Here is a 23,672-nt window from a genome sequence, read left to right as displayed (position 1 = left end):
GATCCTTGTCAATCAGTGATATTTAGATCACCGGGGAATGTAAGTCGCCGGATCGCCGTTCCACGGTGTGTTGGTTTCGAGGAAAGGAAGCGCGACATGGCAACTGTCTCGTTCAAGGGAGCCACCCGGGTCTACCCGGGCACCGACCTCGCGGCAGTCGACAAACTCGACCTGGACATCGAGGACGGGGAGTTCATGGTGCTCGTCGGCCCGTCCGGCTCCGGGAAGTCGACGGCGCTGCGGATGCTCGCCGGGCTCGAAGAGGTGAACGAGGGCGCGATCTTCATCGGCGACCGGGACGTCACCAACGCCCCGCCGAAGGAACGCGATATCGCGATGGTGTTCCAGAACTATGCGCTGTACCCGCACATGTCGGTAGCCGACAACATGGGCTTCGCCCTGAAGATGCAGGGCATCCACAAGGACGAGCGCGCTCAGCGCGTGCAGGAGGCCGCGAAGCTGCTCGGTCTGGAGGAGTACCTCGACCGCAAGCCGAAGGCACTGTCCGGTGGTCAGCGCCAGCGTGTCGCCATGGGCCGCGCCATCGTCCGTAACCCGCAGGTCTTCCTGATGGACGAGCCGCTGTCGAACCTCGACGCCAAGCTCCGGGTCCAGACCCGCACCCAGATCGCCGAACTGCAGCACCGGCTCGGCGTCACCACCGTCTACGTCACCCACGACCAGGTCGAGGCCATGACGATGGGCGACCGGGTTGCCGTCCTTCGCGACGGCGTGCTGCAGCAGGTCGACACCCCGCTGAACCTCTACGACCGCCCGCGGAACAAGTTCGTGGCCGGCTTCATCGGCTCGCCCGCGATGAACCTGATCGAGGCCGAGATCGTCGAGGGCGGCGCGAAGGTCGGCGACTACGTGGTCCCGATCGCGCGCGACGTACTGGCCAAGGCCGGCGACGACACGACGATGACGCTCGGCGTCCGCCCGGAGGCGTTGCATCTCGCGGACGACGGTCTGCCGGTGAAGGTGTCGGTGATCGAGGAGCTGGGGTCGGACGCGTTCCTGTACGGGACCGCCGAGCACACCAGCGACCAGATCATCGCCCGGATCGGCACCCGGCTGCACAACGACAAGGGCACCGTCGTCCACCTGGCGCCGGACCCCGACAAGCTGCACCTCTTCTCCACCTCCACCGAGGAGCGGCTTGTGTAGTTTGGCCCTGTGGGCCTGTGGATCAAGGACGCACCAGGGGTGATGGAGCTGCCGTCGGGCCGGCTCGTGCGCGGACGCGGTCTGCGCAACGGCGCGGCGGCAGAACCGTTCCCGACGTACGGCGTGTATCTGCTCGGTAAGGAGCCGCCGGACGTGCCGTGGGAGACGCACTGGATCAGGTGGCCGGACTTCCGGCTGCCCGTGGATCGTGCGCAGGCGCTCACGACCTTTCGCGAGGCGCTGGAGCGGACCGGGACCGGACGGGTCGAGTTCGCCTGCGGCGGCGGCCGTGGGCGGACCGGGACGGCGTTCGCATGTCTCGCCGTACTGGACGGGCTGCCCGCGGATCAGGCGGTCGACTACGTACGACGGCATTACGACAAGCACGCGGTGGAGACGCCGTGGCAGAAGCGGTACGTGCTAAATCTGTTGACCCGGGGCTGAGGGATCGCGTTGGGTCGAGGCGTGACGATCGAGCGGAACAACCCCGACGGGCTCCATGCGACGCCTGGGTACCACCACGTGACGCGCGTGCAGGCGAACACCACGGTCTACCTCGCCGGCCAGTGTCCGTTGCAGGCGTCCGGTGAGTTGGCCCCGGGCGGCCTCGAAGGTCAGACCGCGCAGGTGATCGCGAACATCCTCACCGCACTGAAGTCAGAGGGTGCCACGCCGGAAAGCGTCGTACGCACGGTGATCTATGTAGCCAGCCCGAACCGCGAGGACCTGAGCGCGGTATGGACCCAACTCAACGAATCACCACTAGCCCCCGCCTTCACTACCGCAAGCACCCTCCTCGGCGTAGCCCAGCTCGGCTTCCCCAACCAACTCGTCGAGATCGACGTGACAGCGGCCCTGTGATCGTTCCCGCCGAGGTTGCGCGTTGATCGCTAAAGCCGGTGGTTCGCGTGCAGCCGACGGGTCGGGTCGTAGCGGCGCCTGAGGGCGATGAGCCGGTCGTAGTCGTCGTACGCCTCGGCGACCTCGTCGTCGGTGAGCTTCGCGAAGGTGAAGTTGAGGGCGCGGCCAACGGTTGACGCGGCCCACGGTTCGAGCACGTCCAGCCCGGCGTCACCCTTGCCTGGGGTGAGGACGGTCAGCGAGTACGCCGCATCGCGGTGACCGATCGCGTTCGGGACCTCCGGCGGCCGGGCGAGCGCACCGCCGAGGTGCCGGATGGCGATCACGTGCATCCGCGACGCGCCCGGACCGGCAAGCGCGGGCAGCGTCTCGAGCGCATCGAGGTCCTTCAGCAGCACGTTGAGCGAGGTGTAGCTGTCGGGGCGCTCGGGCTCCGCGAAGATCTTCCCCGAGTCGACGTACGGCAGCTCCCCCACGGTGTCGAGGACCGGCGTGCCGATCGCCCGGAGCGGTCCGATCAGGTCCTCACCACGGTCGCCGAGGATCGCGAGCTGCACCTGCCCGATGTACTTCCCACGCAACGGTTCCGGCACCTGCGGGATGTTCGGCATCGGCAGGATCGCGATCGCCGACGTGACATCCTCCGGCACGGACCTGGTCCACTCCCGCCACAGCTCCGGCACCATCGGGTGCTCGGCGAGATCGAAGTACAAGCTGCCGCCGTACAGCGTCGGCACGTCGAAGAGCTCGACCTCGATCCCCGTCACGACACCGAAGTTCCCGCCACCGCCACGGAGCGCCCAGAACAGGTCAGGGTCCTCCTCGGCGTCGCGCCGTACGCCGTCCGCGGTCACCACCTCGATCCGGCGGACGTGATCCGCGGCGTACCCGAACCGTCGTGCCATCAGCCCGAGCCCACCACCGAGCGTGTACGAGATCGCGCCGACGCCGGGTGCACTGCCCGATAGCGGTGCCAGCCCGTACGGCGCTGTTGCCTGCAGCACGTCCCGCCAGGTCGCGCCCGCCTCGATCCACGCCGTCCTGCGCTCCGCGTCGACCGTCACGCCCTTGAAGCCATCGGTCGCGATCAGCACGCCACCGTCGATCCCCTGCGTCAGGCCGTGCCCGGACGCCTGGACCGCGATCCGCAGGTCCTGGTCGATCGCGTACCGCACCGCCTCCTCGACCTCGGCCGTGCTCGTCACCGCAAAGATCACCGCCGGCCGATGCGATTCCCGCCGCTGGAACCCGAACCGCGCCTCGTCGTACCCGCTACTGGTCGTCGTCAACATCATGCAGATCACGCTAGCCACCCTTGCGGACACAAACTGTCCTCAAGGCATCATCGGTCCATGAGCGCGCGCAAGGAGATGCCCGGCCGGATGCTGCGGCTGCTGTCGCTGCTGCAGAGCCGCCGCGAGTGGTCCGGTCACGAGCTCGCCGACCGGCTCGGCGTCACCGAGCGCACGGTACGGCGAGATGTCGAACGGCTCCGGTCCCTCGACTACCCGGTGACCGGCACGACCGGCACCGCGGGCGGGTACCGACTCGGCTCCGGGACGCACCTGCCACCGCTGCAGTTGGACGACGACGAGGCGATCGCCGTCGCGCTCGGACTCGTCGGCGCGGCCGGTAGCGGTGTGAGTGGGATGGCCGAGAGCTCGATGAGCGCGCTGGCCAAGCTGGAGCAGGTACTGCCGGTGCGCCTCCGGCCGCAGCTCGCGGCCGTGGGCTCGGCCGCGGAGGCGATCCCGCGACCCGGCGTACCGCAGGTCGATCCGGAGGTTCTCGCCGTCCTCGCGCGCTGCTGCCGGAACCACGAGATCGTTGCCTTCGACTACCACGGCCGGCAGCGCGGTACGACGCGACGCCGGGTGGAGCCGCATCAACTGCTGACGTTGGCGGGGCGGTGGTACCTGCTGGCGTTCGACCCCGGGCGCGAGGACTGGCGGATCTTCCGCGTCGACCGGATCACCTCCGTGACCCCGGTGCTGCACCGTTTCACGCCACGGGTGCTGGACGGGCCGTCGTACCTGCTGGAGTCGTTCGTCTCGGCGCAGTACCAGCACACGCTCGAACTGACCGTCGACGTACCCGCCGCCGAGGTGACCGCGACCTTCGAAGGGATCGTCCGCGGCATCGTCGAACCGCTCAGCCCTTCGTCGTGCAAGGTCCGCCTCAGCGCCGACACCCCCGCCCTGCTCCTCACCCAGGTCGCGGCGATCGCCGCCCTCGGATCCTTCACGGTCGACCAGGCTTCACCGGAGACCGCCGCCCTCGTCACCGAGGCCGGCGGACGCCTCGTCCAAGCCTTTGCGCTAGGCAACGATCAGTCCGATGCCCAGGGTGAGCACACCGACGGCGAGTGACGCTGCGCCGAGCCAGAGGATCCACAGGAACTGATTCGGCGCGGTGCGGTCCTTGCCGGCGGAGGAGGCGAAGAAGCCGCCGGACATCAGGATCGCGGCGACCGGGATCCCGAGCCGGCCGACCCACAACCAGAAGCCGGTCAGGCCGGTCTGGTCGACGTACAGCAAGCCGACCAGGCTGAAGATCACCAGGACACCGGCGTGGGCATGACCGGCCCGCGCGAACGACTTCTGGAACCCGGTCATCGGGACCTGGCCGCGGACGATCCTGGTCATGAAGTAGCCGCCGAACTCGATCGTCACGACGGTGAGCAGGATGACGCCGGCGATGACGCGGGACGCGTCGGTCATGCGTAGACCTCTTCCTTGACGGGCGCGGCTGCGCGGGCGGTGCGCGCTACCCAAAGGGCAACGGCGAGGTACAGGATCTGTTCGGGAATGCGCTGCCAGAGCGGGGTCGCCTCGCCACCTGCGAACGGCACGTCGGCGACCGCGGCGTGGATGTTGGCCGGCAGCAGCCCGACGAAGAGCGCGGCCAGTGCGTACCCGGCGAGCCTGCGGGTCGCGGTGAGCACCAGGCCGGCGGCGCCGAGCAGTTCGAGTACGCCGGTGAGGTAGACGAGCGCGTCGGCGTACGGCAGGAACGGCGGGACCATGCGCACCATGTCGGCGTGGTTCGGCATCACCGTCACGCTCGCCGGGACGAAGTGCGCGCTCGCGGTCAGCACCAGCATCACCGCCATCGCATGCGCCGCGGCGACCGGCCAGGTCGTGAACCGCCGGACGCCGAGCGCGCCCAGGGCCCGGAAGCCGACGGCCCCCAGGATCAGTACGAGCGGGATCATCCTGAGCTCCTTATGGATAGTTGGAGTATCCGCTTATGGATACTGATACTATCCATCACAGACAACAGGAAGGCAAGCGATGCGAATCGGGGAACTCAGCAAGGCCACCGACGTCCCGGTGCCGACGATCAAGTACTACCTGCGCGAAGGCCTGCTGCCCGCCGGCGAACTCAGCAGCCCGAACCAGGCGTCGTACGGCGACACCCACATCCGGCGGCTCCGGCTGATCCGCGCACTGATCGAACTCGCACAGGTCCCGGTCGCCACCGTGAAGGAGATCCTCGAGTCACTCGACGCGGACACCGAGCCCTTGCACGAGCAGATCGGCCGCGCCCACCGCGCACTCACACCCACTCGCCGGCTGTCCGCCACCGACGAGGCGCGGACGGCCGCCACCGCGCAGGTCACCGACCTCATCGCCGCGCGCGGCTGGGCTGTCGAGCCGTCAGCCCCCGCCCTGGCGACCCTCATCGACACCGTCGCCGCGCTCCGCAGCCTCGGCCAGGACAGCCTCGTCGCCCATCTCGACAACTATGCGGACGCGGTCGAAAGCTTCACCCGGCTCGAGATCGATGCCGTCACCGCGAACCCGACCCGCGACCAACTGGCCGAATCGGTGGTCATCGGCACCATCCTCGGCGAGACCCTGATCGCCTCACTGCGCCTCCTCGCCCAGGAGTCGATCTCCGCGGAACGCTGGAAGAACCGCTAACAGTCGCCGAGGAGCCCCGGGAGCAGCTTTGTCATCGCCCGGTGCAGCGCACGACGATCGGTCTCGGTCAGCGGGTCGAACACCAGTTTGCGGACCAGGTCGACGTGTCCCGGAGCAGCCTTCACGAGTTCGGCGTACCCGTCGGGGGTGAGGATCGCGTTCGTGAACCGCCCGTCGTCCGGGTCGGGTTCACGCCGTACCAGACCGCGGTTCTCCAGGCGGCGGATCAGGTGGGACAGGCGGGAGAGCTCGGAGTTCGCCAGGATCGCGAGGCGGCTCAACCGCATCGTGTGATCGGGCTGATCGGACAGGCCGGCGAGGACGTAGTACTCCAGGAAGCTGAGGCTGGAGTCGCGTTGCAGCTGCTCGCCCAGCTCCCCGGTCAGCAGCGCCATGACGAGCTGCAGCGTCTTCCAGGTCTCCAGCTCGTCGGCCGTCAGCCAGCGCGGCTCCTTCCCCATGCCTGCAGCATAGCCACCACGGCAATGACTTGAACGTTCATGTCAATCGACCTATCGTGGCTTTTGACATGAACGTTCAAGTCAACCCTGTGAAGGAATCATGAGCGACCTGAAGATCGCGATCATCCTCGGCAGCACCCGCCCCGGGCGGAACGGCAAGGCCGTGGCCGACTGGGTGCTGACCCAGGCCGAGCGGCGCGACGCCACCTATGAGCTGGTCGATCTGCTCGACTACCCGCTGCCGCACCTGGACGAGGCGATCCCGCCGTCGGCCGGGCAGTACGCCGGTGAGCACACGAAGGCCTGGGCCGAGACGATCGCGGCGTACGACGGGTTCGTCTTCGTCACCCCGGAGTACAACCACTCCACGTCGGGCGTGCTGAAGAACGCGATCGACTACCTGTACGCCGAGTGGAACAACAAGGCCGCCGGCTTCGTGTCCTACGGCTCACTCGGCGGGACCCGCGCGATCGAGCATCTGCGCGCCATTAGCGCCGAGCTCCAGATCGCCGACGTACGTCAGCAGCTGTCGTTCTCGCTCTTCACCGACTTCGAGAACTTCTCCCAGTTCCGCCCCGGCCCGCAGTACGCCGACCAGGCAACCGTCCTGTTCGACCAGCTCGAGTCGTGGGCAGCCGCCCTCAAGCAGGTCCGCGTCGGACAGCCGGTGGCGGCATGAACGTCGTCGTCTGGATCGCCTCCGGGCTGCTCGCCGCAGTCTTCCTCGCCTCGGGTGCGATGAAGCTGACCGCGACGAAAGAGAAGCTGCTCGCCAACCCGCAGATGGGTTGGGCGACCCCGTTCCCGCGCGGACTGCTCAAGTTCATCGGCGCAGCCGAACTCGCCGGTGCCCTCGGTCTGATTCTCCCCGGCGCCTTCGACATCGCCACCTGGCTGGTTCCCACCGCCGCGATCGGCCTATCCGCGCTCATGATCGGCGCCGTCATCACCCACGCCCGCCGCTCCGAGTTCCAGCCCGTGGCAATGAACGTAGTACTCCTCGCCCTAGCCGTCTTCGTCGCGGTGGAACGCCTGGGCCCGCAGTCCTTCTAGCCGTCGTGCGCCATGTCCACGAACCGCGAGTAGTGCCCCTGAAACGCAACCACCACATCCGCAGTCGGCCCGTTCCGGTGCTTGGCAACAATAAAGTCCGCCTCGCCCGGCCGGGTCGACTCACGTTCGTACGCATCCTCACGATGCAACAGGATGACAACGTCGGCATCCTGTTCCAGGCTGCCGGATTCGCGGAGGTCGGAGGCCATGGGGCGTTTGTCGGAGCGTTGTTCGGAGCCTCGGTTCAGCTGGCAGATGGCTACTACGGGGAGTTCGAGTTCTTTGGCGAGGAGCTTGATGGAGCGGGAGAACTCGGAGACTTCCAGCTGGCGGGACTCGACCTTCTTGCCGGACGTCATCAGCTGGAGGTAGTCGATGACGATCAGTTTGAGGTCGTGGCGCTGTTTCAGGCGGCGGGCCTTCGCGCGGATCTCCATCATCGTCAGGTTCGGCGAGTCGTCGATGAACAGCGGGGCCTCGGAGACCTCGCCCATCTTGCGGGCCAGGCGGGCCCAGTCCTCGTCGGTCATCTTGCCGTTGCGCATGTGGTGCAGCGGGACCTTCGCCTCCGCCGACAGCAGTCGCATGGTGATCTCGTTGCGGCTCATCTCCAGCGAGAAGATGCACGAGGTCAGGCCGTGCTTGATCGAGCAGGAGCGCGCGAAGTCCAGGCCGAGCGTGGAGTTGTGGGTCGGGATCATCGTCTTGCCGGCCAGGTACAGGTGGTCGGCGTTGTCGACCTCGACGCAGCGCACCGGCACGCTGTCCACCGGGTCGACCCATTCGAGCCGCCGCTCGCCCTCGCCGTACAGCGCGGCCGGGAAGCCGTGCCCGGTGATCTGCCGCGGCGCCGACCCGGGGATCGGCGGTGTCAGCCCGGGACTCGCCGACATCGCCGTGTACAGGTCGGCGGTCGTGCAGACCACCGGGCGGCCGCCGTCCTCGACGCGCCACTGGTGCTCGGCGTCGGCGACGATCGTGCTGCCGTCGGAGAACGACAGCCGGAAGCACGGCCGGTCCGTCATCACCTCGGTCGCCGCGACCACCGTGGTCGGCAGCCCGTCGGCGTCCAGCAACTGGTCGCCGACCGCGACCTCGGCCATCGTCGTCCAGCCGGTCGGCGTCGGCAGCGGGGTGTCGAGCGCGAGCGCCTTCCCCATCGCGGGACGGGCGGCGACGATGATCATCTGGCCCGGGTGCAGGCCGTTGGTCAGCTCGTCCAGGTCGGTGAACCCGGTCGGTACGCCGACCATCGCGTCACCGCGGGAGTCGATCGCCTCGATCTCGTCGAGAGCGCCCTCCATGATGTCCTTCAGCGGCGCGTAGTCCTCGGCGGTGCGCTTCTCGGTGACCGAGTAGATCTCCGCCTGCGCCTCGTCGACGACGTCGTCGACCTCACCCTCACCGGCATACCCGAGCTGGACGATCTTGGTACCGGCCTCGACCAGGCGGCGCAGGATCGCCTTCTCCCGGACGATGTGCGCGTAGTACGAAGCATTCGCCGCGAGCGGCACGGACGCGACCAGGGTGTGCACGTACGGCGCGCCGCCGATCCGGGTCATCTCGCCGCGCTTGTTCAGCTCGGCCGCGACCGTGATCGCGTCGGCCGGCTCACCACGCGCATACAGGTCGGTGATCGCGTCGAAGACGGCCTCGTGCGCCGGCCGGTAGAAGTCCGTGCTGCGGAGGTTCTCGATCACATCGGCGATCGCATCCTTGCTCAGCATCATCGCGCCGAGCACACACTGCTCGGCCGCGAGATCCTGGGGAGGGGTGCGGTCGAAGCCCATCTCCGGACGCCGTTCTTCGTGACCGCCGTCCTGGCCCCCGCGGAACTCCGCCACGCTCACTTCGTCCGACCTCCTCGTCGCCCGCTGCCCAGCCACCGCCGGCCGGGTTCGAACACCTGATCGAACTCTAGCCAGGCCCACCGACAGTCTTCGGCGACAGGCCTCGCGACCGTACGCCGGACGCGTCGCCGATGGCCACTCGGTCGTCCACACCCCCTGTGGACGAATCGTGGATAACCCCCGGCAGGGGTGTGCACAGGTTGGGCACAACCCTGTGGATATCTGTGGGCAGGAACCCACAACAGGCCCGTGACCTGCGGTTTCTCCAGTTCACAACTGTGGAGAAGAAAAAGTCTGAGACCAATTTCCGACGCGCCCGCGCGTCGTGGGTAACCTCGCTCCGGTGAGACCGCGACGGTGGGTGGGCGAACAGGACCGGGAGATCCTCCGGCTGGCCGTCCCGGCGTTCTTCGCCCTGGTGTCGGAGCCGCTGATGCTGCTCGCGGACTCCGCGATCGTCGGCCACCTGGGCACCCCGCAGCTCGCCGCGCTCGGCGTCGCCGGCACCATCCTGCAGACCCTCGTCGGCATCTGCGTCTTCCTCGCCTACGGCACCACGTCCGCGGTCGCCCGGCGGATCGGCGCCGGCGACCACAAAGGGGCGCTTGCCCAAGGCATCGACGGGCTCTGGCTCGCGTTGCTGCTGGGCGTCGTCCTCGCGCTCCTCGGGCTGGCGCTCGCGCCGCAGGCCATCGCGGCGTTCGACCCGTCGCCGGAGGTGGCCGACCACGCGGTGACGTACCTGCGGATCTCCTGCCTCGGCATCCCGTCGATGCTCCTCCTGCTCGCCGCCACCGGCGTACTGCGGGGTCTGCAGGACACGAAGACCCCCATGGTCGTCGCGATCACCGCCAACCTCGCCAACATCGGGCTGAACGTCCTGTTCGTCTACGGCCTCCGCCTGGACATCGCGGGCTCGGCTCTCGGTACGGCGCTCGCGCAGACCGGCGCCGGTGTGGCGCTGGTCGTGGTGGTGGTCCGTGGCGCCCGCCGCGACGGCGCCAAGCTCCGCCCCGATCGTCCCGGGATCCTGGCCTCGGCGCAGATGGGCGTACCGCTCGTCGTACGCACACTGACGCTCCGGGCGGCGATCATCCTGCTCACGTTCGTCGCCACCGCTCTCGGTACGACGTCCGTCGCGGCCCACCAGGTCGCCTTCACGCTGTGGTCGTTCCTCGCGCTCGCCCTGGACGCCATCGCGATCGCCGCGCAGGCGCTCACCGGTCGGGCCCTGGGCGCCGGCGACGTCGCCGGGACCCGCGCGATCACCCGCCGGATGATGTGGTGGGGCCTGTTCTCCGGGCTGATCGGCGGCCTCGCGCTCTGGGGACTGCGCGACGTCTATGTCCCGTGGTTCACCACAGACCCCGAGGTACGTCGTACGCTCGCCGCCATCCTGATCGTGTCCGCGCTGTGGCAGCCGATCAACGGGGTCGTGTTCGTGCTGGACGGCGTACTGATCGGCGCCGGGGACGGACGGTACCTGGCCGCGGCCGGAATCGTCGTGCTCGTGCTGTACGTGCCGCTCGCGCTGGCGGTGCTCTGGTTCGGCGGCGGGATCGTGGCGCTGTGGTGGGCGTTCGGCGGGTACATGCTGCTGCGATTCCTCACGCTCACCACCCGTGAGCGCCGCGACGGCTGGCTGGTGACCGGAGCTACCCGCTGACCCTGCGGTGCGGCATCGTGGAAACAGAAGGAAAGGAGCGGCATGCCCGACACCGACGACGACCAGTCCGTCGAGCTCGTACCCGATCAGCGGGAGCAGGGCGACGACGACACTGAGGCCGCGAGTGAGCGGCGGGCCGCCCAGGCACGAGCCGAGGCCGACAGGTTGCCGACCCACGACCTGGCAAAGGAAGAAGCCGAACGCCGGGACGAGGACGACGAGCTGGCCCAGGAAGAAGAGGACGCGGAGGCGCGCGCGGAGCAGCTCGACGAGCGTGCTCTGAAGGATCAGCAGGAGATCACCGAGCGGCGCAGCCGCGACGAGCTGCTCGACGCCACCGCTGAGACCACCCGGGCCATGCAGCTCGCGTACGCCGACGAGCAGGCCCGTGACGTGCACCGGCAGTACGCCTCGAACGACAAGCAGCGCAGTCTCGCGGACCAGGCCCGCGGCGGGCACCAACGCGACGAGGCGGCCGCCCACCCCGAGGAGGTCGGTTCAGCCGGGCTGGACGCGGAAGGCCGCCGGTTCCAGAACCTGGCCACCATCGAGGCGCGCCGGTCCGCTGGTGAGGACCAGATCGCCGACAAGTACGACGCCTCCGCGCGGCAACACCGCGAAGAGGCCCGTGAAGCGCAGCCAAACGCGTCGGGAGCCGTGCGCCAACCACCCGAAGAAGCGCCCGAGGCTCAGCTGCCGCAGGCACGCCGCCACGTCCGTGGGCCCGGACGGGTCCGGAACAAGCAAGGCAAGGCCGTGAAGCCGAACCGGGCGAGCGAGCCGGACCTGGAGCTCTAGCCCGGTTTCCCCGGCTGCAGCTTCTGGACGTGGATGATCAGCAGGTTCGCTGCAACCACCACGACGAAGCCGACGGCGAGCAGCGGGTGCCCCAGGCTCCACAGGGCGGCACCCGCTGCGCCGAAGACGAGAACTTTCACGATCCAGCGCAGCACCGGAGTCGTGTGCGTTGCGGTCGGTGCCGCGAACAGGCCCCAGACGATCGCGGTGACCACCGGCAGCGCCACCGCGAGCAGCCAGCGCACGAGCGTCGTACCGCCGGTCGCCCAGCCCCAGTACGCGAAGATGCCTAGGGCAACCAGCTCGGCCAGGAACGCCAGCAGCAGGTTGCCCCACCTCCACATCTGCTAGATCCCGCGGATGTTGGGCTGCCGTTGGTCGAAGAAGAGGCCGGCCGGTGGCTCCTGTACCGGGAGCGGCGGGATCGGGTAGTCGGTGTGCTGGTTGTTCCGGCACGCGGCGAACGGGCCGTCCGGGTCCAGCAGCGACATCATGTGCGGGTCCGCGTGGTCACGCCACCAGACCGACATACCGGTCGCCGGGTCCAGTCGCAGGTGCTCCCACGCACGCCAGATCGAGTCCAGCCGGCTCAGTGCCTCCGCGTGCCGGTACCACTCGGGGCACCAGATGAACTGCTGCCCGAGCCGGCGCGTGTAGAGGTAGACGAGCCGGTCTTCCACGAACGCCGCGACGTGCGGGTAGAACAGCTCCTGCTCACCATCCACCGCGGTTGTCTCCCTCGTTCTGCTGCTCCCAGACCGGTCGCTCCGGTCCACGCTGCGGAGGAGCCTGAGTACTCGAGGCAACCCACGGGTTGTTGCTCACCGGCACGCTCGACGCAGCTCCCGGATCGTACTTCGCCAGCGACGCCTTCACCGCACCGGCGTCCGGCCGGGTGAACCACGGGACCGTCTTCACCAGCGTGGCCGGGATCCCGGACGGGAACACGACCGCACGGCCGGGCGGCATCGACGCGAGGTCGGAGACCTCCATGATGTTGTGCCGCTGGACCTGCTGGCTGGTGCCGCGCTTGCCCTCGTTGTACGACACCGAGCTCGAGCTGATGTCGTAGTCGCCGATCATCTTGCTCAGGTTCTCCAGGAAGGACGCGTCGGCCGCGCCACCGCCGTACACCCGGATGTTCGCCGAGCCCCAGAGCTTCTGCATGCCGTGGTCGCCCCAGCACTCCTGGCCCTGCGCCCAGGACTGCAGGATCGTCATCAGCACGATGCCGCGGGAACCGAAGTGCGAGTACAGGTCCGGCAGGTTCTTCCACCGGCACACGTTGGCGGCCTCGTCGAGTACGCCGACCAGCGGGCTGGGCATCCGCCCCATCGGGCACCCGCGGGCGTACTGCTCGGCGGCCTCCACGACGGCGACGGTCAGCGCGGTGACGAGCGGACCCGCCGTACCGGCGCCCTCCTTGGACAGGCTGTACAGCGTGCCGCCCTGACGGACGAACTCGTGCGGGTTGAACTGCGGCCGGTTGTCGTTCGGGCCGTTCGGGATGACCCAGCGGGTCACCTTGCGGTTGACCAGGAACTGGGCGCTCTGCTGCGCCGTGCCGTAGACACCGGCGCGCTGCTTGTCGGGCGCGTTGATGACGCCGGACAGGGCGTCCGCGGACATCTGCAGACCGGGGGTGTTGCGCAGGATCCGCTCGGGCTCGTCGTTGCGCTGGTCGGCCAGCCAGCTGTAGACCTGGGTGATCGGCCGCTTGGCGACCGCGGCCGCGAGCAGCAGGCCGGCCAGCAGGTCCGTACCGGCGGCGTCGAAGAACGCGTCGGTCTGGGCGCCCACCTGACGCTGCGAGGCCACGAAGTGCTCGGCCAGCTCGCGCGCCTTGGTCTCGTCGGTGATGTAGGTCAGCGGGTTCCACCACCAGTTCGGCGGCTCCTCGCAGACCTCCTGCGGGTCGAACACCCACAGCGGGCCCTTCTCCGAGCGCGGCCCGCGGGTCGCGTCGACGATGTCCCGCTTGTTCGACGTGGCGACGACGCAGCCGGGCGCGTCCAGGATCGCCGGCACCGCGCGCGACGTGGTCTTACCGGTTCGGGGACCCCAGATGTCGACGTGCATGTCTTCCCAGTTGCCGAAGACCTCGAGGTTGTCCCGGACGGTCCGGCCGATCAGGATGCCCGGACCCGCGTGCCCGGCGCCGAGCTGGTTCGCCTTCTCCTGCGCGCCTTCACGGGTGAGCTTGTAGATCTCCGACCGCTTCGACATCAGCTGCGCCTGCCGGTCGACCCGGCCGATCGAGCGCTCCTTGTTGCGGAAGAACATCCAGCCGCCGCCGACCAGGCCGAGCAGCACCACGATCTCCACGACCAGGATGCCGGTGGCCGCGCCCGACCACTCCAGGTTTCCCTTCGACAGGTCGACGATCGCGTCGAACGGGTTCCCCGCCGGGCGCGAGCCGTTGATCGCCGCGGCGACCTTGAGCGCGATCCACATCGAGAACACCACCAGCGCGACCACGCCGATGATGGCGAAGATCAGGACCGACTCGGGCGACAGCCCGCCCGGTCCGGTGCTCTTCCTGCCCTGGGCCATGACTCGTCAGCTCCCCACACGGGTGGTCGGATCGGGCGGCGGCAGCAGCATCGGGTCGTCGAGGTTGTACTCGCCGACGACCTGCTCGGTCCCGTCCGGTGCGACCTCGACCTTCTGCGGCTGCCCGTCGTTACCGGTCGTCCACAGCTTGTTGGTGTCGTTGATCTCGCGTTCGACCGAGGTGAGCCCGACGTGCACCGGGATCCCCGGCCGGCCGCCGACCTTGACCAGGAAGTTTCCTCGGCCGGGAGGGGCGGCCTCCTTGCCGGTGGCCGGGTCCCACGCGGGCGGGTCCTGCCAGCCGACGAGCATGTTCTGCTCCTCCATGGACATCGACACGACCTCGGTCAGGTTGTCCATCTCCGCGCGCGGCAGACCGCCGCAGATGACCATGCCGGAACGCTCGACGAAACCCTTCGCCTTCATCCGGTCCTCGGGGTTCGGCAGGGCCAGCAGGTCGGACATGGTGTGCGAGATCATCGCCATGCCGACACCGCGCTGCCGGTTCAGACGGGTCAGCGCGTCGACGCGGTCGACCAGACCGCTCCCGGCCCGCAGCACCCGCCACAGCTCGTCCAGGATGACGAAGTAGTGCCGGCGCGGCTCCAGGCCGGCGTCCGCGAGCGCCTGCGAGACCGCGACCGCGCCGAACCCGTACGACCAGCAGGCCAGCAGTACGGCGGCCTGCAGGCTGGTCTCGGAGTCGTCGACGTTGGACACGTCGAACACCACCGGACGGTCCATCTGCATCGGGTTGTCGGTCTGCTCGGAGAAGATCTCGCCCAGCCGGCCACCGCCGACCAGACCGATCAGCGACGCCTCGAGGCCCTCGGTGATCTGCCGGTAGCGGTCCAGGCTGCCGCGGTCCAGGGCCACGTTGCGGACCCGGTCCGGGGCGTCCTGGATGACCTGCAACAGGTCGCGGAGCACCGGCGTACCTTGGAAACGCTCGTCCAGGACCTTCAGCGCCTCGTCGAGGATGGTCTCCTCGCGGTCGTTCGGGTTCTGGTTCCGCATGATCGCGATCAGCGCCGAGACCATCGTCTGCCGACGGCCGTGGGCGTCCGCCTGGATCGCCTCGCGGGCCTTGCCGGTCAGCCGGAGCGCGGCCTCGCGGGACTCACCCGGGTCGAGTACGTTCAGGTGCCCGCGGCCACGACCGAGCTGGATGACCTGCCCGCCGAGCGCCTCGATCAGGTCCTTGTAGTCCGGCTTGAGGTCGCCGAGCACCAGCGGCTGGACGCCGTACCCGGCCAGGCCGAGCGCCATCCGCCGGGTGATCGTCGACTTGCCCAGACCCGGCTTGCCGAGCACGAACATCGATGGGTTCGAGATCAGCTTGGCGCGCATGAACCAGCTGATCGGGTCGCAGCACATGGTCGCGCCGGAGAGGATGTTCCGGCCGATCGGTACGCCGACCATCGGGCTGCCGGTACCGGCCGCGAACGGCCACATGCCGCAGACCTGCACCGTCGTACCGCGCCACTCCTGCGGAGCCTGCAGGTAGGTCGAGTAGCCCCCGCCCGGGCCGGGCCAGCCTCGCGGCATCGGCCGCCGGCCGCGGCGGGACGGATCGACCGGCTTCTTCTGCTTTTTGCTCACTGTGACTCCCCAGGTGCCACTGTGCTTTGTTCAATCATAGGGATTCCCGAAGGCCCGCGGGGACCGAGAGGTGGTTCTGGACCACGATGCCCAGCGGCAGCGCGGCGACGAACGCCGAGTCCTGGGAGCCGTACGCCGGACGCAGCAGAACTCGTGCGGTGGCGCCGAGGTTGTCGACCGCGGCGATCATGTCCGGGATCTGCTCCGCGCTCATCACCGTGCCGGTGACGACCATGCCGAAGTTGACCAGGCCGGCGCCGCGCGCCTCCTCCTGCGCGGACCGGTCGGCGGCCCGTGCCTCGGCCATGTTGCGCGCGGACGGCCGTGCCGACGCGGTGGCGCGGAACGACGCGTTGCGCTTGTCGGCCTCCACCATGCGCGCCGCCGTACCGGCGTCGAGCGGGCGGTAGAGCAGCGTCACGCGCTTGCGGTCGATGTCGGCGTGCGGCGCGACCAGCTGCGACAGCACCGACGAGAACACCTCACCGCGCGGCGCCTGCGACATCTGCCAGGTCACGGACCAGGCGGAGTCGTGGCGGTACTTGTCCCAGAACGCCTGGGTGGCCGCCGGGCCGACGTCGGTCCACTGCAGCTCGGGCGGCATGCCCTGGCCGCGGGCCTCGTCGATGAGCATGGCGGAGGCCGGGTCGTACGCGATCCGGATCGCCTCGCACAGCTCCTGCGCGCTGACCGGTCGGGCAGCACCGGCGCCGGTCGCGTTCAGGCTCTGGGTGAGCGCGGGCAGCCGGGCGGCGAGCTCGCGGCCCATGTCGTCTTCCTTGCGCCGCTTGCCGCTCCGGTCGGTGCCCTTGAAGGTCAGCGCGACCCGCGCCGACACCAGTGCCGAACCCTCGGGGTAGCTCTGCACGACCTCGGTCAGCATCGCGCGGGCGATCGGCGGCGTACCGTCCATCATGTTGTTGCCGACCTCGCGACGCAGCCGGATACCGGTGTCCGGTGCGCTCTCCACCGTCACCGACGCGGCGACGATGCCCGGCTCGTGACCGAGCGAGGCGAGCCACTGGCCCCAGTGCGCCACCCAGATGTCGACCTGCTCCTCGTCGACCAGCGAGGCACCGTCGGGCTCGGCATTGATGACGACCGTGAAGTGCCGCGTGCTCGGGTAGTACAGCAGCGCGAACGGCCGACCGTACGAGTCCTGGTACTCGCTCAGCTGGGAGGCTGCGGCGAGACCGGGAAGCTGGAACTTGCCCCAGGCGGTCCGGCCGAGCGGGCCGGAGCGGTAAACGTTGTGCTTAGCCATCTTTGCTCGTTGCCATCCAATGTGGGTCGAGAGCCGTTGCAGCGTGGAGTGCCCGTGCTTGTCCTTCGTGATCAGCAGCCCGAGCGCCGCGCCGACGATCAGCAAGCTGACGAGGGCGGCCTTGATGCCGCCCACCATCGTTGCGATGACGACCAGCAGCAGGCCACCCATCATGATGCCGGTGCCGAGCATGCCCAGGCCGGCGATGCCCGCCGAGGCGGGCCGTCGCCAGTTGCCGTAGGTGCGAGGTGCGCGTCGTACGTTCTCAGCCGCTGCCACTTGGTCCGTCCGGTGGTGGTGGTGGTTGGTTGTTCCGATCGTCGTCACGGTAGTCGCGGGCGCGGTCTCGCTCGCGGTTCGGGTCGCCGCCACCGGCGCTGCCGCTGGGGCCGCCGCCGTCGCCGCCGCCACCACCGCCGCTGCTCTGGGCACCCGACTCGCCGCCGTCGCCCATGGCCTCGTTGGCGACCTCCTTGGTGCCGTCCACGGCCGCCTTGCCGACCTTGTACGCCGCAATCGCGACGGCGACCGGAATGCCGACCCCGGTAGCCGCCGCACCACCGGCCGCGGCGCCACTAGCTGCGCCACCGCCGGCTGCGCCACCGGCCGCACCGCCCGCCGCACCGCCCGACGCGCCACCGGCCGCACCGCTGGCCGCACCTTCGCCACCGGCCGCACCGCCTGTCGCGCCACCGCCACCGCCGCCACCGCTCGGGGCCTGCTGCGACGCGCGTCCGACGTTCTGCGCACCGGACGGACCGTCACCGCCGCCACCGCCGCCGTCGTCCGCGCCCTGTTCGGCGCCCTTGCTGACCATGTCACCGGCCTTGTCGGCGCCGACCATCTTGGCGGCCAGCATGCCGGCGCCGGCACCACCCGCGGTCGCTCCGACCATCGGCACGATGAAGCGCATCAGCGCCGGCATCGCGAACAGCGCGAGGATCAGCATCGTGAGACCGGTGATCACGTTCATCACCATGTGGCCGATGTTGTCGGGGTTCAGCAGGCCGTCGCCTTCGGTCACGTACTCGAAGGACAGGTCGCCGTTGTTCGAGACCAGCCGGATCGCCGTCGCGTAGATGATCGCCGCCACCGGTTTGTACAGGATGAAGGCGAGCAGCCAGGCGATGATCTTCTTGAACCAGTTGCGGCCCATCTCGGTGTTCGTCGCGGCGGCCGCGATCGGCAGGACGCCGACCAGCAGGATCAGCATGGCGCTGCGGACGACCATCAGCACGATCTGGATCAGGCTGGCGAGCACGCAGAGGATGCCGACCGCGATCATGATGCCGATCAGCAGCGGCGAACCGGCGATGGCGGCGGCCGCACCGAAGCCGAGCACCAGCGACATGGTTCGGCCGAACGCCACCGCGTCACCCGACCCGATGTTCTGACAGCCGCTGGTCCAACTGCCGTCGCTCGAACCCGTATCCAGTGCGGTGCTGATGATGCAACTCGAGAACATGTCGCCGGCGCTGATCAAGGCCTGCGCCACGGCGATCGAGAACGCCGCCGCGACGGCGAGGGTGATCAGCGAGCGGAGCAGCTCGCGGGCCGACTCACCGCGCTGGGTCCAGGCCATCTGGATGGCACCGAAGACCAGCGCGAGGGCCGCGATGAAGAGGGCGATGAACTGCGTGTGGTCCCAGACCCAGGTGATCGTGCCGCTGGCCGGTTTTCCGGTGGTGTTCGGATCGCCCTCGTTCCCGATCGGGATGGTCGGCACATAGACCCAGAAGGTGGCGATCGTGCTCATCAGCGTCCCGACCGCCGAGGCGATCGCATCAAGGATCGGCTTGAACACGAACTTCATCACCACTTCCATGATGGGGGCGAGGACGACCCCGAGGATGTCTTTCATCAGGTCGATCGCCCAGTCGAGGACGGAGAGCGGCACCATGTCAGGACGTCCTTGGGGAGACGAAGCGAAGGATGGCCGGCAGCGCGACGATCGCGACGATCATCAGCGTGACGCCCATGATGACCTGGAGGATGGGCGATTCGCCGCCCCGTTCACCCATCAGACTGAGCGCGGTGGCATAGATGATCGCCGCGACCGGTTTGTAGATGATGAACGAGACCAGCCAGGCGATGGCGCGCTTGAACCACATCATCCCCATCTCGGTGTTGGTCGCCGCCGCGGTCAGCGGAAGCATGCCGACCAGCAGCACGAGCATCCCGTAGCGGACGATCATCAGCGCCAGCTGGATGATGGCCGCGATCACCATCAGGACGCCGGCGAAGATCACCAGCAACCAGCCGAAGTCTTCGTCCAGCACGGCGAGCAGGTTCCTGGCGTAGGCGTGGTCGTCCTTCTTCAGCGCCTCGTCGATGATCCATTTCGAGAATCCGTCCCCGGCCGCGATCAGTGTGCTCGCGAAGACCGCCGCGGATCCCGTCACCACCACGAGGGTGATCAACGACTTGAGGATTTCGCGGGCCGGCTCACCGCGCTGCGAGATCGCCATCTGGATCGCGCCGACGATGACCGCGATCGCGGCGACGAACAGCGTGATGAACTGGAGATGTCCCTGGACCCACAGCGCCGGGGTGTTCTCCGCGATGTTCGGGGTGGGGATGTAGACCCAGAGCAGGCCGATGGCCTTCAGGACCGAGTCGACGGCGTCGATGACGACCTTGGCGATCGCCTCGAAGATGAAGTCGAAGAACGTGCCGAAGGCCCACTCGATCGCGGCCTGCAGACCCTCCTTGAAGCAGTCGTCCCAGTTCCAGGGCCACCCGTCACAGCCGAGGACAATCATGATGAACCACTGAACCTAACGTAGCCACTGAGACTGGACAGGATGTCCGGCTCGACGGAGCCGTTGAGGGTGCCGTCCTCCTGCAGTTCCACGTACCAGTCGCTCTTGTACCACCGCAGGGTGACCGGCATCGCGCCGTACGCCTTGTTGTTCAGGTCGGCGACGACCTGGATGATCGCCCGGGTCGCGTTCGGCGGGTAGTCGAGCACCTTGAAGGCGGCGAACTGGACCTCGCCGTTGGCTGTCTTCGGTGTCTTGGCCGACTGCTGCGCTGCGGCGATCGCCGCGTCACGGCCCGGGCCGGGCACCACCCGGCTCTTCAGCGCGGAGATGCCGACAGCCTGGTTCTGGAGCTGGCCGAGCATCACCATCGCCGCGAGCACCGCGCCGGTCGGCGAGTGCGCGAAGCAGGAACGGACACCGTTCGGGCTGGTGGCCGCCGGACCCGACGCCGCCTGCAGCGGAATCAGCATCGCGCCTTCGAACTGCCAGGTGACCAACGGCGGTGCGGCGAGCCGCGGGATCGCCTGGTTCGGGTTCTTGTTGTGGCAGCCGCCGGTGCTGCTGTTCGGCGGTGGCGGTGTCGTCCGCGTGGACGTCGGCAGTGCGGTCGGCGTCGCGACGGGCGGCTCGGTCGACTCTTCCTCGGTGGGCTGTCCGGTAGGAGCACTCGTGCTCGGTGTCTGGCTGGGGTTGGCCGTCGGATTGTCCGAACGGCCACCCAGCATGAACCAGACCACCAGGCAGATCAGCACAGCTCCGACGACGATCGCCGACGCGATGAAGCCACGCTCCTCCATGAAGCTGGTCTTCGCGCTGTCCGAATCGTCGCCGGAGTCGTTGTCCCTGCTGAACAGTCCCACCTACGATCAGCCTCCGAGCAACTCGCCGTACGCCTGCGTCACTTCAGGGCGTCGACGAGGGCGGTCGCCGCACCGATGACGATGCAGGCGGCCAGAACCCAGCCGAGCCGGGCGGCGTGCTCGCCACCCTCGCCGCGACGCTGACCGATGGCCATCATGCCGCCGGCGATGATGATGCCGAGGGCACAGATCAGGTACGCGATCCACTTGACCCAGCCGAGGACCTTGTTCAGGCCCTTCGTCACCTCTACGGGCGGCGCCTCCAGGGGCAGCGAGTTCGGAAGCTCGGTAACCAGGTGGTGAAGCAACATCATTGTCTTGGTGCCTTTCAGTACGGGGCGGGGTAGTCCGCTGGGTTTGACGCGCGAAGTGCGTAGATGGATTCAAGTACTTCGAAAACCTCGTCTGGCGTGTTGTCAGGCGTGGGAGCCTCCCCTCTGCGCCACTCCTCGATCCACGGGATGTCCCAGACTCGCGGAACACCTCCGCCGACGATGTCCGCGAAGTCGTCGAGCACGCGGGGCAACCGTCCAGGAGCGTCCGAGATCAGCACCAGGCCGAGCACGGCGACACCTTGGACGACGCCCGAGGCCCACTCGATCGCGGCACGCTGCGCGGCGCGCAGACCGGACCCGTGGGTCCGGGCAACCAGGATCACGGGTGTCGGCACCGGCGGGGGCGGGATCGGCCAACGATGGTTGGACGCCCGGGTCCCCGGCAGCAGGACCGACATCGTGGTCTCGCCGGAGCCGCCGTGGACACCGACCCACCACAGGGTGTCGGCAGCCGGAATCGCGAACTTGGGCAGGCGCTGATCCTCCGCGGGCGCCGGCACCCCGTGCTGGGGCGCTGACGGCCCCCGCGGGGTGATGTCCGGCTGAGGTCCGGGGCCTGGCTGCGGTGGCTGCTGCGGGCCCGGAGACTGCTCTCGTGTCCACGGGTTCTGCGTCATGGCCCCTCCTCTCGCGGTCCGTCACAGGCTGTTGCCCACCGTATTCTCTCGCTTTCCGGGTGTACTTGCGTGACCCATCCACAGGCGAGGATGTTTCTACCCCCTTGTCGGGGTCAGTCGAGCCGACAGGCCCGCGTGGTTTCTGCATGCCCGGAATCCCCGGCATGCCCTCATGCGGGGGACATGCTAGAACGAGCACGCCGGAACTTGATGAACGAGGGAGACCTGTGGCGGGAATGAGAGGACATCGTGGCTGAGAAGATCCCCTCCTGGCCGAAGGTCACGATCCGGCTGTACGACGACCACAACGCCGAGGTGAAGATCGCCGGGCGCAGTCACCCGGTCAACCACCACGATCCGCGCGCCGCGGCGATCCAGCTCGTCAGCGAGCAGGCCGCCCAGCTGGGCCGCGCGGTGAAGGCGACCGCGGTCGAGGCCGACGGCGCCTCCTGGCCCCTGGTCATCCACCCCGACGGTCAGGTCGACGCGATCGACACCGACCCCCGCAAGGGCAAGAAGCCGATCTGGCCGATCGTGCTCGCAATGGCCGTGGCCGTCGTCCTGATCGCCGGTACGACGCTGTACATCACCGTCTTCAGCAAGCTCGGCGAAGGAACGCCGCAGGTCACCGAGTCGCCCAAGCTGCCCGAGCTCCCCGGGCCGAACGTGCACGCGGACGAGTTCGCCCCCCGGACCCAGCCGACCGGCTACTCGTCGCACGCGAGCTGGACGGTCGACCTCGCCGAGGACAGCACGCCGGCGATCAAGCCGGACGGCACCGAGATCGCCATCCTGACGACCGACGAGAAGGTCGCCGTCTTCGATGCCAACGGCAAGGTCCTGTGGCAGGACAAGGTGCCGAAAGACGCCGAGAATCCGGTCTATACCACTATCGACGGCAAGCAGGTGCTGGCGATCGCGACGCCGTCCACCCTGTACTACTGGGCCGGCGGCGGCGCCGAGGCGAAGACGGTCGAGCTGCCGGACAGCGCCAAGGTGCAGTTCTTCGGCAAGTCGCCGCTGATCCTGCTGGGCGACGAGTCCGGAGCCATGGTGATCTCTGGCGGCGAGCTCAAGACGGTGCCGGATCAGCCGCGGAGCTCCACGATCCTGCTCGCCGAGGGCGACCGCACGTTGATGGCGCAGTACCTCGGCCCGCTCTACTGGACGCAACCGGGCAAGAAGCTGCTGCAGGTCAATCTCCAGCCGCCCGGCGGCGCCGGCGCCATCATCCAGGTGGTCTCGGCGAGCCCGGACTACGCGCTGGCCCTGTGGACCAACGCCAAGAACCCCGAAGAAGTGATTCCGGCGGTGCACTCGACCGCGAGCGGCAAGATGGTCGCGAGCTGCGGGCTGGTACGCAACGGCGACACCGACGGCTGGGACTGGGTCCCCGACCCGAACCGCAAGTTCGCCGCCTGGGGCGAGTGCCTCGTCAACCTCACGCTGACCAAGGCCAACACCAGGCGGCTCCCGGGCTTCCAGCCGCTGTCGGTCAGCGGATCGATGCTGTACGGCACGATCAGCAGCCAGCTGTGGGCCGTGTCGCCGAACTGGAACAAGTACTCGATGAAGGAAGGCACCACGCGGCCGTGGGGCGTGATCGGCAAACGCGCCGTCCTCGTGTACAACTCCGTTCTCTACGCATTGGACCCGGGGAAGTGAGCCGGCACACGCGCCGCTGGGCGCGGATCACCGCCGCACTGCTCGCCGTCGGCGTTCTGCTGGTGCCCGCCGAGGCGCTTGCCGAGAGCATCGAACCGGAGCCGACCGACTGGCCCGCGGTCAAACCGGCCACCGGACAGGCGGTCGAGCCGCAGCCCGTCGACTGGCCGACGCCCACGAAGACCTGACGCCGGATCCGGCAACGACAAGGCCCGCGCCCCCTCACCGG

General features: G+C 68.7%; 26 protein-coding genes. 11 read left to right on the top strand and 15 right to left on the bottom strand.

Annotation, left to right across the window (positions count from 1 at the left end):
• Window positions 1–96 precede the first annotated feature (96 nt).
• From E0H92_RS02625 to E0H92_RS02615, 3 genes are read left to right on the top strand one after another with little or no spacing between them, the layout of a single operon-like run.
• Window positions 97–1,167 (top strand): ABC transporter ATP-binding protein, encoded by a 1,071-nt coding sequence (locus E0H92_RS02625; RefSeq protein ID WP_131469074.1) that lies wholly within the window; start codon window positions 97–99, stop codon window positions 1,165–1,167.
• Between the two features lie 9 nt (window positions 1,168–1,176).
• Window positions 1,177–1,611, top strand: a complete 435-nt coding sequence (locus tag E0H92_RS02620) for a phosphatase domain-containing protein (protein WP_238173283.1) — start codon at window positions 1,177–1,179, stop codon at window positions 1,609–1,611.
• Window positions 1,612–1,632: 21 nt separating this feature from the next.
• Window positions 1,633–2,028 (top strand): RidA family protein, encoded by a 396-nt coding sequence (locus E0H92_RS02615; RefSeq protein ID WP_131495260.1) that lies wholly within the window; start codon window positions 1,633–1,635, stop codon window positions 2,026–2,028.
• Between the two features lie 29 nt (window positions 2,029–2,057).
• Here E0H92_RS02615 and E0H92_RS02610 read toward each other — a convergent pair whose 3' ends face one another.
• Complete coding sequence (locus E0H92_RS02610; protein WP_131469070.1) at window positions 2,058–3,323, bottom strand: FAD-binding oxidoreductase; 1,266 nt, start codon at window positions 3,321–3,323, stop codon at window positions 2,058–2,060.
• Window positions 3,324–3,380: 57 nt separating this feature from the next.
• Here E0H92_RS02610 and E0H92_RS02605 point away from each other — a divergent pair, with 57 nt between their 5' ends.
• A complete protein-coding gene (locus E0H92_RS02605; protein WP_131469068.1) occupies window positions 3,381–4,397 on the top strand; it encodes a helix-turn-helix transcriptional regulator in 1,017 nt (338 codons plus the stop codon).
• On the opposite strand, the gene E0H92_RS02600 is transcribed toward E0H92_RS02605, so the two are convergent.
• Together E0H92_RS02600 and E0H92_RS02595 are read right to left on the bottom strand one after the other, a co-directional pair.
• The gene (locus E0H92_RS02600) at window positions 4,347–4,748 is read right to left on the bottom strand and encodes a hypothetical protein (protein ID WP_131469066.1); all 402 of its coding nucleotides are present in this window, start codon (window positions 4,746–4,748) and stop codon (window positions 4,347–4,349) included. The two genes, E0H92_RS02605 and E0H92_RS02600, sit on opposite strands and share 51 nt — an antisense overlap.
• Window positions 4,745–5,242, bottom strand: a complete 498-nt coding sequence (locus E0H92_RS02595; protein ID WP_131284280.1) for a DoxX family protein — start codon at window positions 5,240–5,242, stop codon at window positions 4,745–4,747. Before E0H92_RS02595 ends, E0H92_RS02600 begins: the two co-directional genes overlap by 4 nt.
• 79 nt (window positions 5,243–5,321) lie before the next feature.
• Between E0H92_RS02595 and E0H92_RS02590 the strand changes: the two genes are divergently transcribed.
• Window positions 5,322–5,954, top strand: coding sequence for a MerR family transcriptional regulator (locus E0H92_RS02590; protein ID WP_131495259.1), 633 nt, complete (start codon window positions 5,322–5,324; stop codon window positions 5,952–5,954).
• Here the strand turns inward: E0H92_RS02590 and E0H92_RS02585 are convergent.
• The gene (locus E0H92_RS02585; RefSeq protein ID WP_131495258.1) at window positions 5,951–6,415 is read right to left on the bottom strand and encodes a MarR family winged helix-turn-helix transcriptional regulator; all 465 of its coding nucleotides are present in this window, start codon (window positions 6,413–6,415) and stop codon (window positions 5,951–5,953) included. The genes E0H92_RS02590 and E0H92_RS02585 overlap by 4 nt on opposite strands.
• Window positions 6,416–6,515: 100 nt before the next feature.
• Between E0H92_RS02585 and E0H92_RS02580 the strand changes: the two genes are divergently transcribed.
• Complete coding sequence (locus E0H92_RS02580) at window positions 6,516–7,094, top strand: NADPH-dependent FMN reductase (RefSeq protein WP_131495257.1); 579 nt, start codon at window positions 6,516–6,518, stop codon at window positions 7,092–7,094.
• On the top strand, window positions 7,091–7,468 hold the full coding sequence (locus tag E0H92_RS02575) for a DoxX family protein (RefSeq protein WP_131495256.1): 378 nt from the start codon (window positions 7,091–7,093) through the stop codon (window positions 7,466–7,468). Before E0H92_RS02580 ends, E0H92_RS02575 begins: the two co-directional genes overlap by 4 nt.
• On the opposite strand, the gene dnaB is transcribed toward E0H92_RS02575, so the two are convergent.
• Complete coding sequence (gene dnaB / locus E0H92_RS02570; RefSeq protein WP_131496417.1) at window positions 7,465–9,258, bottom strand: replicative DNA helicase; 1,794 nt, start codon at window positions 9,256–9,258, stop codon at window positions 7,465–7,467. The genes E0H92_RS02575 and dnaB overlap by 4 nt on opposite strands.
• 403 nt (window positions 9,259–9,661) lie before the next feature.
• Here dnaB and E0H92_RS02565 point away from each other — a divergent pair, with 403 nt between their 5' ends.
• Both E0H92_RS02565 and E0H92_RS02560 read left to right on the top strand, forming a co-directional pair.
• On the top strand, window positions 9,662–10,984 hold the full coding sequence (locus tag E0H92_RS02565; protein WP_238173282.1) for an MATE family efflux transporter: 1,323 nt from the start codon (window positions 9,662–9,664) through the stop codon (window positions 10,982–10,984).
• A gap of 42 nt (window positions 10,985–11,026) precedes the next feature.
• Window positions 11,027–11,782, top strand: coding sequence for a hypothetical protein (locus E0H92_RS02560; RefSeq protein WP_131495255.1), 756 nt, complete (start codon window positions 11,027–11,029; stop codon window positions 11,780–11,782).
• Here the strand turns inward: E0H92_RS02560 and E0H92_RS02555 are convergent.
• Genes E0H92_RS02555 through E0H92_RS02510 form a run of 10 tightly spaced genes read right to left on the bottom strand, consistent with a single transcriptional unit; the run spans window position 11,779 to window position 21,778 of the window.
• A complete protein-coding gene (locus E0H92_RS02555) occupies window positions 11,779–12,126 on the bottom strand; it encodes a YrdB family protein (protein WP_131495254.1) in 348 nt (115 codons plus the stop codon). The genes E0H92_RS02560 and E0H92_RS02555 overlap by 4 nt on opposite strands.
• Window positions 12,127–12,129: 3 nt before the next feature.
• Window positions 12,130–12,507, bottom strand: a complete 378-nt coding sequence (locus tag E0H92_RS02550; RefSeq protein WP_131284292.1) for a DUF4913 domain-containing protein — start codon at window positions 12,505–12,507, stop codon at window positions 12,130–12,132.
• Complete coding sequence (locus E0H92_RS02545) at window positions 12,497–14,335, bottom strand: type IV secretory system conjugative DNA transfer family protein (protein ID WP_131495253.1); 1,839 nt, start codon at window positions 14,333–14,335, stop codon at window positions 12,497–12,499. The genes E0H92_RS02550 and E0H92_RS02545 overlap by 11 nt, the downstream gene beginning before the upstream one ends.
• 6 nt (window positions 14,336–14,341) lie before the next feature.
• The gene (locus E0H92_RS02540; RefSeq protein ID WP_238150726.1) at window positions 14,342–15,937 is read right to left on the bottom strand and encodes an ATP/GTP-binding protein; all 1,596 of its coding nucleotides are present in this window, start codon (window positions 15,935–15,937) and stop codon (window positions 14,342–14,344) included.
• 34 nt (window positions 15,938–15,971) lie between these two features.
• Entirely contained in the window at window positions 15,972–17,480 is a 1,509-nt protein-coding gene (locus E0H92_RS02535; RefSeq protein ID WP_202873494.1) for an SCO6880 family protein, read from the bottom strand.
• Window positions 17,467–19,101: a TrbL/VirB6 family protein gene (locus tag E0H92_RS02530; RefSeq protein WP_202873493.1), complete on the bottom strand. Its 1,635-nt coding sequence runs from the start codon at window positions 19,099–19,101 to the stop codon at window positions 17,467–17,469. Before E0H92_RS02530 ends, E0H92_RS02535 begins: the two co-directional genes overlap by 14 nt.
• Before the next feature lies 1 nt (window position 19,102).
• Window positions 19,103–19,963 carry a TrbL/VirB6 family protein gene (locus tag E0H92_RS02525; protein ID WP_131284298.1) on the bottom strand — a complete coding sequence of 287 codons (861 nt, stop codon included), beginning with the start codon at window positions 19,961–19,963 and terminating at the stop codon, window positions 19,103–19,105.
• Entirely contained in the window at window positions 19,960–20,826 is an 867-nt protein-coding gene (locus E0H92_RS02520) for a DUF8175 domain-containg protein (RefSeq protein WP_131495252.1), read from the bottom strand. The genes E0H92_RS02525 and E0H92_RS02520 overlap by 4 nt, the downstream gene beginning before the upstream one ends.
• Window positions 20,827–20,864: 38 nt before the next feature.
• A complete protein-coding gene (locus tag E0H92_RS02515; protein WP_130386393.1) occupies window positions 20,865–21,140 on the bottom strand; it encodes a TrbC/VirB2 family protein in 276 nt (91 codons plus the stop codon).
• A 14-nt stretch (window positions 21,141–21,154) separates the two neighbouring features.
• Entirely contained in the window at window positions 21,155–21,778 is a 624-nt protein-coding gene (locus E0H92_RS02510; RefSeq protein ID WP_131495251.1) for a DUF6668 family protein, read from the bottom strand.
• Between the two features lie 249 nt (window positions 21,779–22,027).
• Between E0H92_RS02510 and E0H92_RS02505 the strand changes: the two genes are divergently transcribed.
• Together E0H92_RS02505 and E0H92_RS02500 are read left to right on the top strand one after the other, a co-directional pair.
• The gene (locus tag E0H92_RS02505; RefSeq protein WP_131467114.1) at window positions 22,028–23,443 is read left to right on the top strand and encodes a hypothetical protein; all 1,416 of its coding nucleotides are present in this window, start codon (window positions 22,028–22,030) and stop codon (window positions 23,441–23,443) included.
• Window positions 23,440–23,631 (top strand): hypothetical protein, encoded by a 192-nt coding sequence (locus E0H92_RS02500; protein ID WP_131284305.1) that lies wholly within the window; start codon window positions 23,440–23,442, stop codon window positions 23,629–23,631. The genes E0H92_RS02505 and E0H92_RS02500 overlap by 4 nt, the downstream gene beginning before the upstream one ends.
• The last annotated feature ends 41 nt before the right edge of the window (window positions 23,632–23,672 follow it).

Source organism: Kribbella speibonae (assembly GCF_004331375.1).
GTDB classification, from domain to species: Bacteria; Actinomycetota; Actinomycetes; order Propionibacteriales; family Kribbellaceae; genus Kribbella; species Kribbella sindirgiensis.
This window is presented reverse-complemented; position numbering and strand designations above follow the sequence as displayed.

What these genes read in the sequence shown, in the direction of transcription:
- dnaB (WP_131496417.1), bottom strand. Translation starts at nt 9,258, where the DNA reads ATGGGCTTCGACCGCACCCCTCCCCAGGATCTCGCGGCCGAGCAGTGT.
- E0H92_RS02525 (WP_131284298.1), bottom strand. Translation starts at nt 19,963, where the DNA reads ATGATTGTCCTCGGCTGTGACGGGTGGCCCTGGAACTGGGACGACTGC.
- E0H92_RS02515 (WP_130386393.1), bottom strand. Translation starts at nt 21,140, where the DNA reads ATGATGTTGCTTCACCACCTGGTTACCGAGCTTCCGAACTCGCTGCCC.
- E0H92_RS02585 (WP_131495258.1), bottom strand. Translation starts at nt 6,415, where the DNA reads ATGGGGAAGGAGCCGCGCTGGCTGACGGCCGACGAGCTGGAGACCTGG.
- E0H92_RS02625 (WP_131469074.1), top strand. Translation starts at nt 97, where the DNA reads ATGGCAACTGTCTCGTTCAAGGGAGCCACCCGGGTCTACCCGGGCACC.
- E0H92_RS02555 (WP_131495254.1), bottom strand. Translation starts at nt 12,126, where the DNA reads ATGTGGAGGTGGGGCAACCTGCTGCTGGCGTTCCTGGCCGAGCTGGTT.
- E0H92_RS02575 (WP_131495256.1), top strand. Translation starts at nt 7,091, where the DNA reads ATGAACGTCGTCGTCTGGATCGCCTCCGGGCTGCTCGCCGCAGTCTTC.
- E0H92_RS02580 (WP_131495257.1), top strand. Translation starts at nt 6,516, where the DNA reads ATGAGCGACCTGAAGATCGCGATCATCCTCGGCAGCACCCGCCCCGGG.
- E0H92_RS02595 (WP_131284280.1), bottom strand. Translation starts at nt 5,242, where the DNA reads ATGATCCCGCTCGTACTGATCCTGGGGGCCGTCGGCTTCCGGGCCCTG.
- E0H92_RS02610 (WP_131469070.1), bottom strand. Translation starts at nt 3,323, where the DNA reads ATGATGTTGACGACGACCAGTAGCGGGTACGACGAGGCGCGGTTCGGG.
- E0H92_RS02590 (WP_131495259.1), top strand. Translation starts at nt 5,322, where the DNA reads ATGCGAATCGGGGAACTCAGCAAGGCCACCGACGTCCCGGTGCCGACG.
- E0H92_RS02605 (WP_131469068.1), top strand. Translation starts at nt 3,381, where the DNA reads ATGAGCGCGCGCAAGGAGATGCCCGGCCGGATGCTGCGGCTGCTGTCG.
- E0H92_RS02560 (WP_131495255.1), top strand. Translation starts at nt 11,027, where the DNA reads ATGCCCGACACCGACGACGACCAGTCCGTCGAGCTCGTACCCGATCAG.
- E0H92_RS02600 (WP_131469066.1), bottom strand. Translation starts at nt 4,748, where the DNA reads ATGACCGACGCGTCCCGCGTCATCGCCGGCGTCATCCTGCTCACCGTC.
- E0H92_RS02510 (WP_131495251.1), bottom strand. Translation starts at nt 21,778, where the DNA reads ATGACGCAGAACCCGTGGACACGAGAGCAGTCTCCGGGCCCGCAGCAG.
- E0H92_RS02530 (WP_202873493.1), bottom strand. Translation starts at nt 19,101, where the DNA reads ATGGTGCCGCTCTCCGTCCTCGACTGGGCGATCGACCTGATGAAAGAC.
- E0H92_RS02545 (WP_131495253.1), bottom strand. Translation starts at nt 14,335, where the DNA reads ATGGCCCAGGGCAGGAAGAGCACCGGACCGGGCGGGCTGTCGCCCGAG.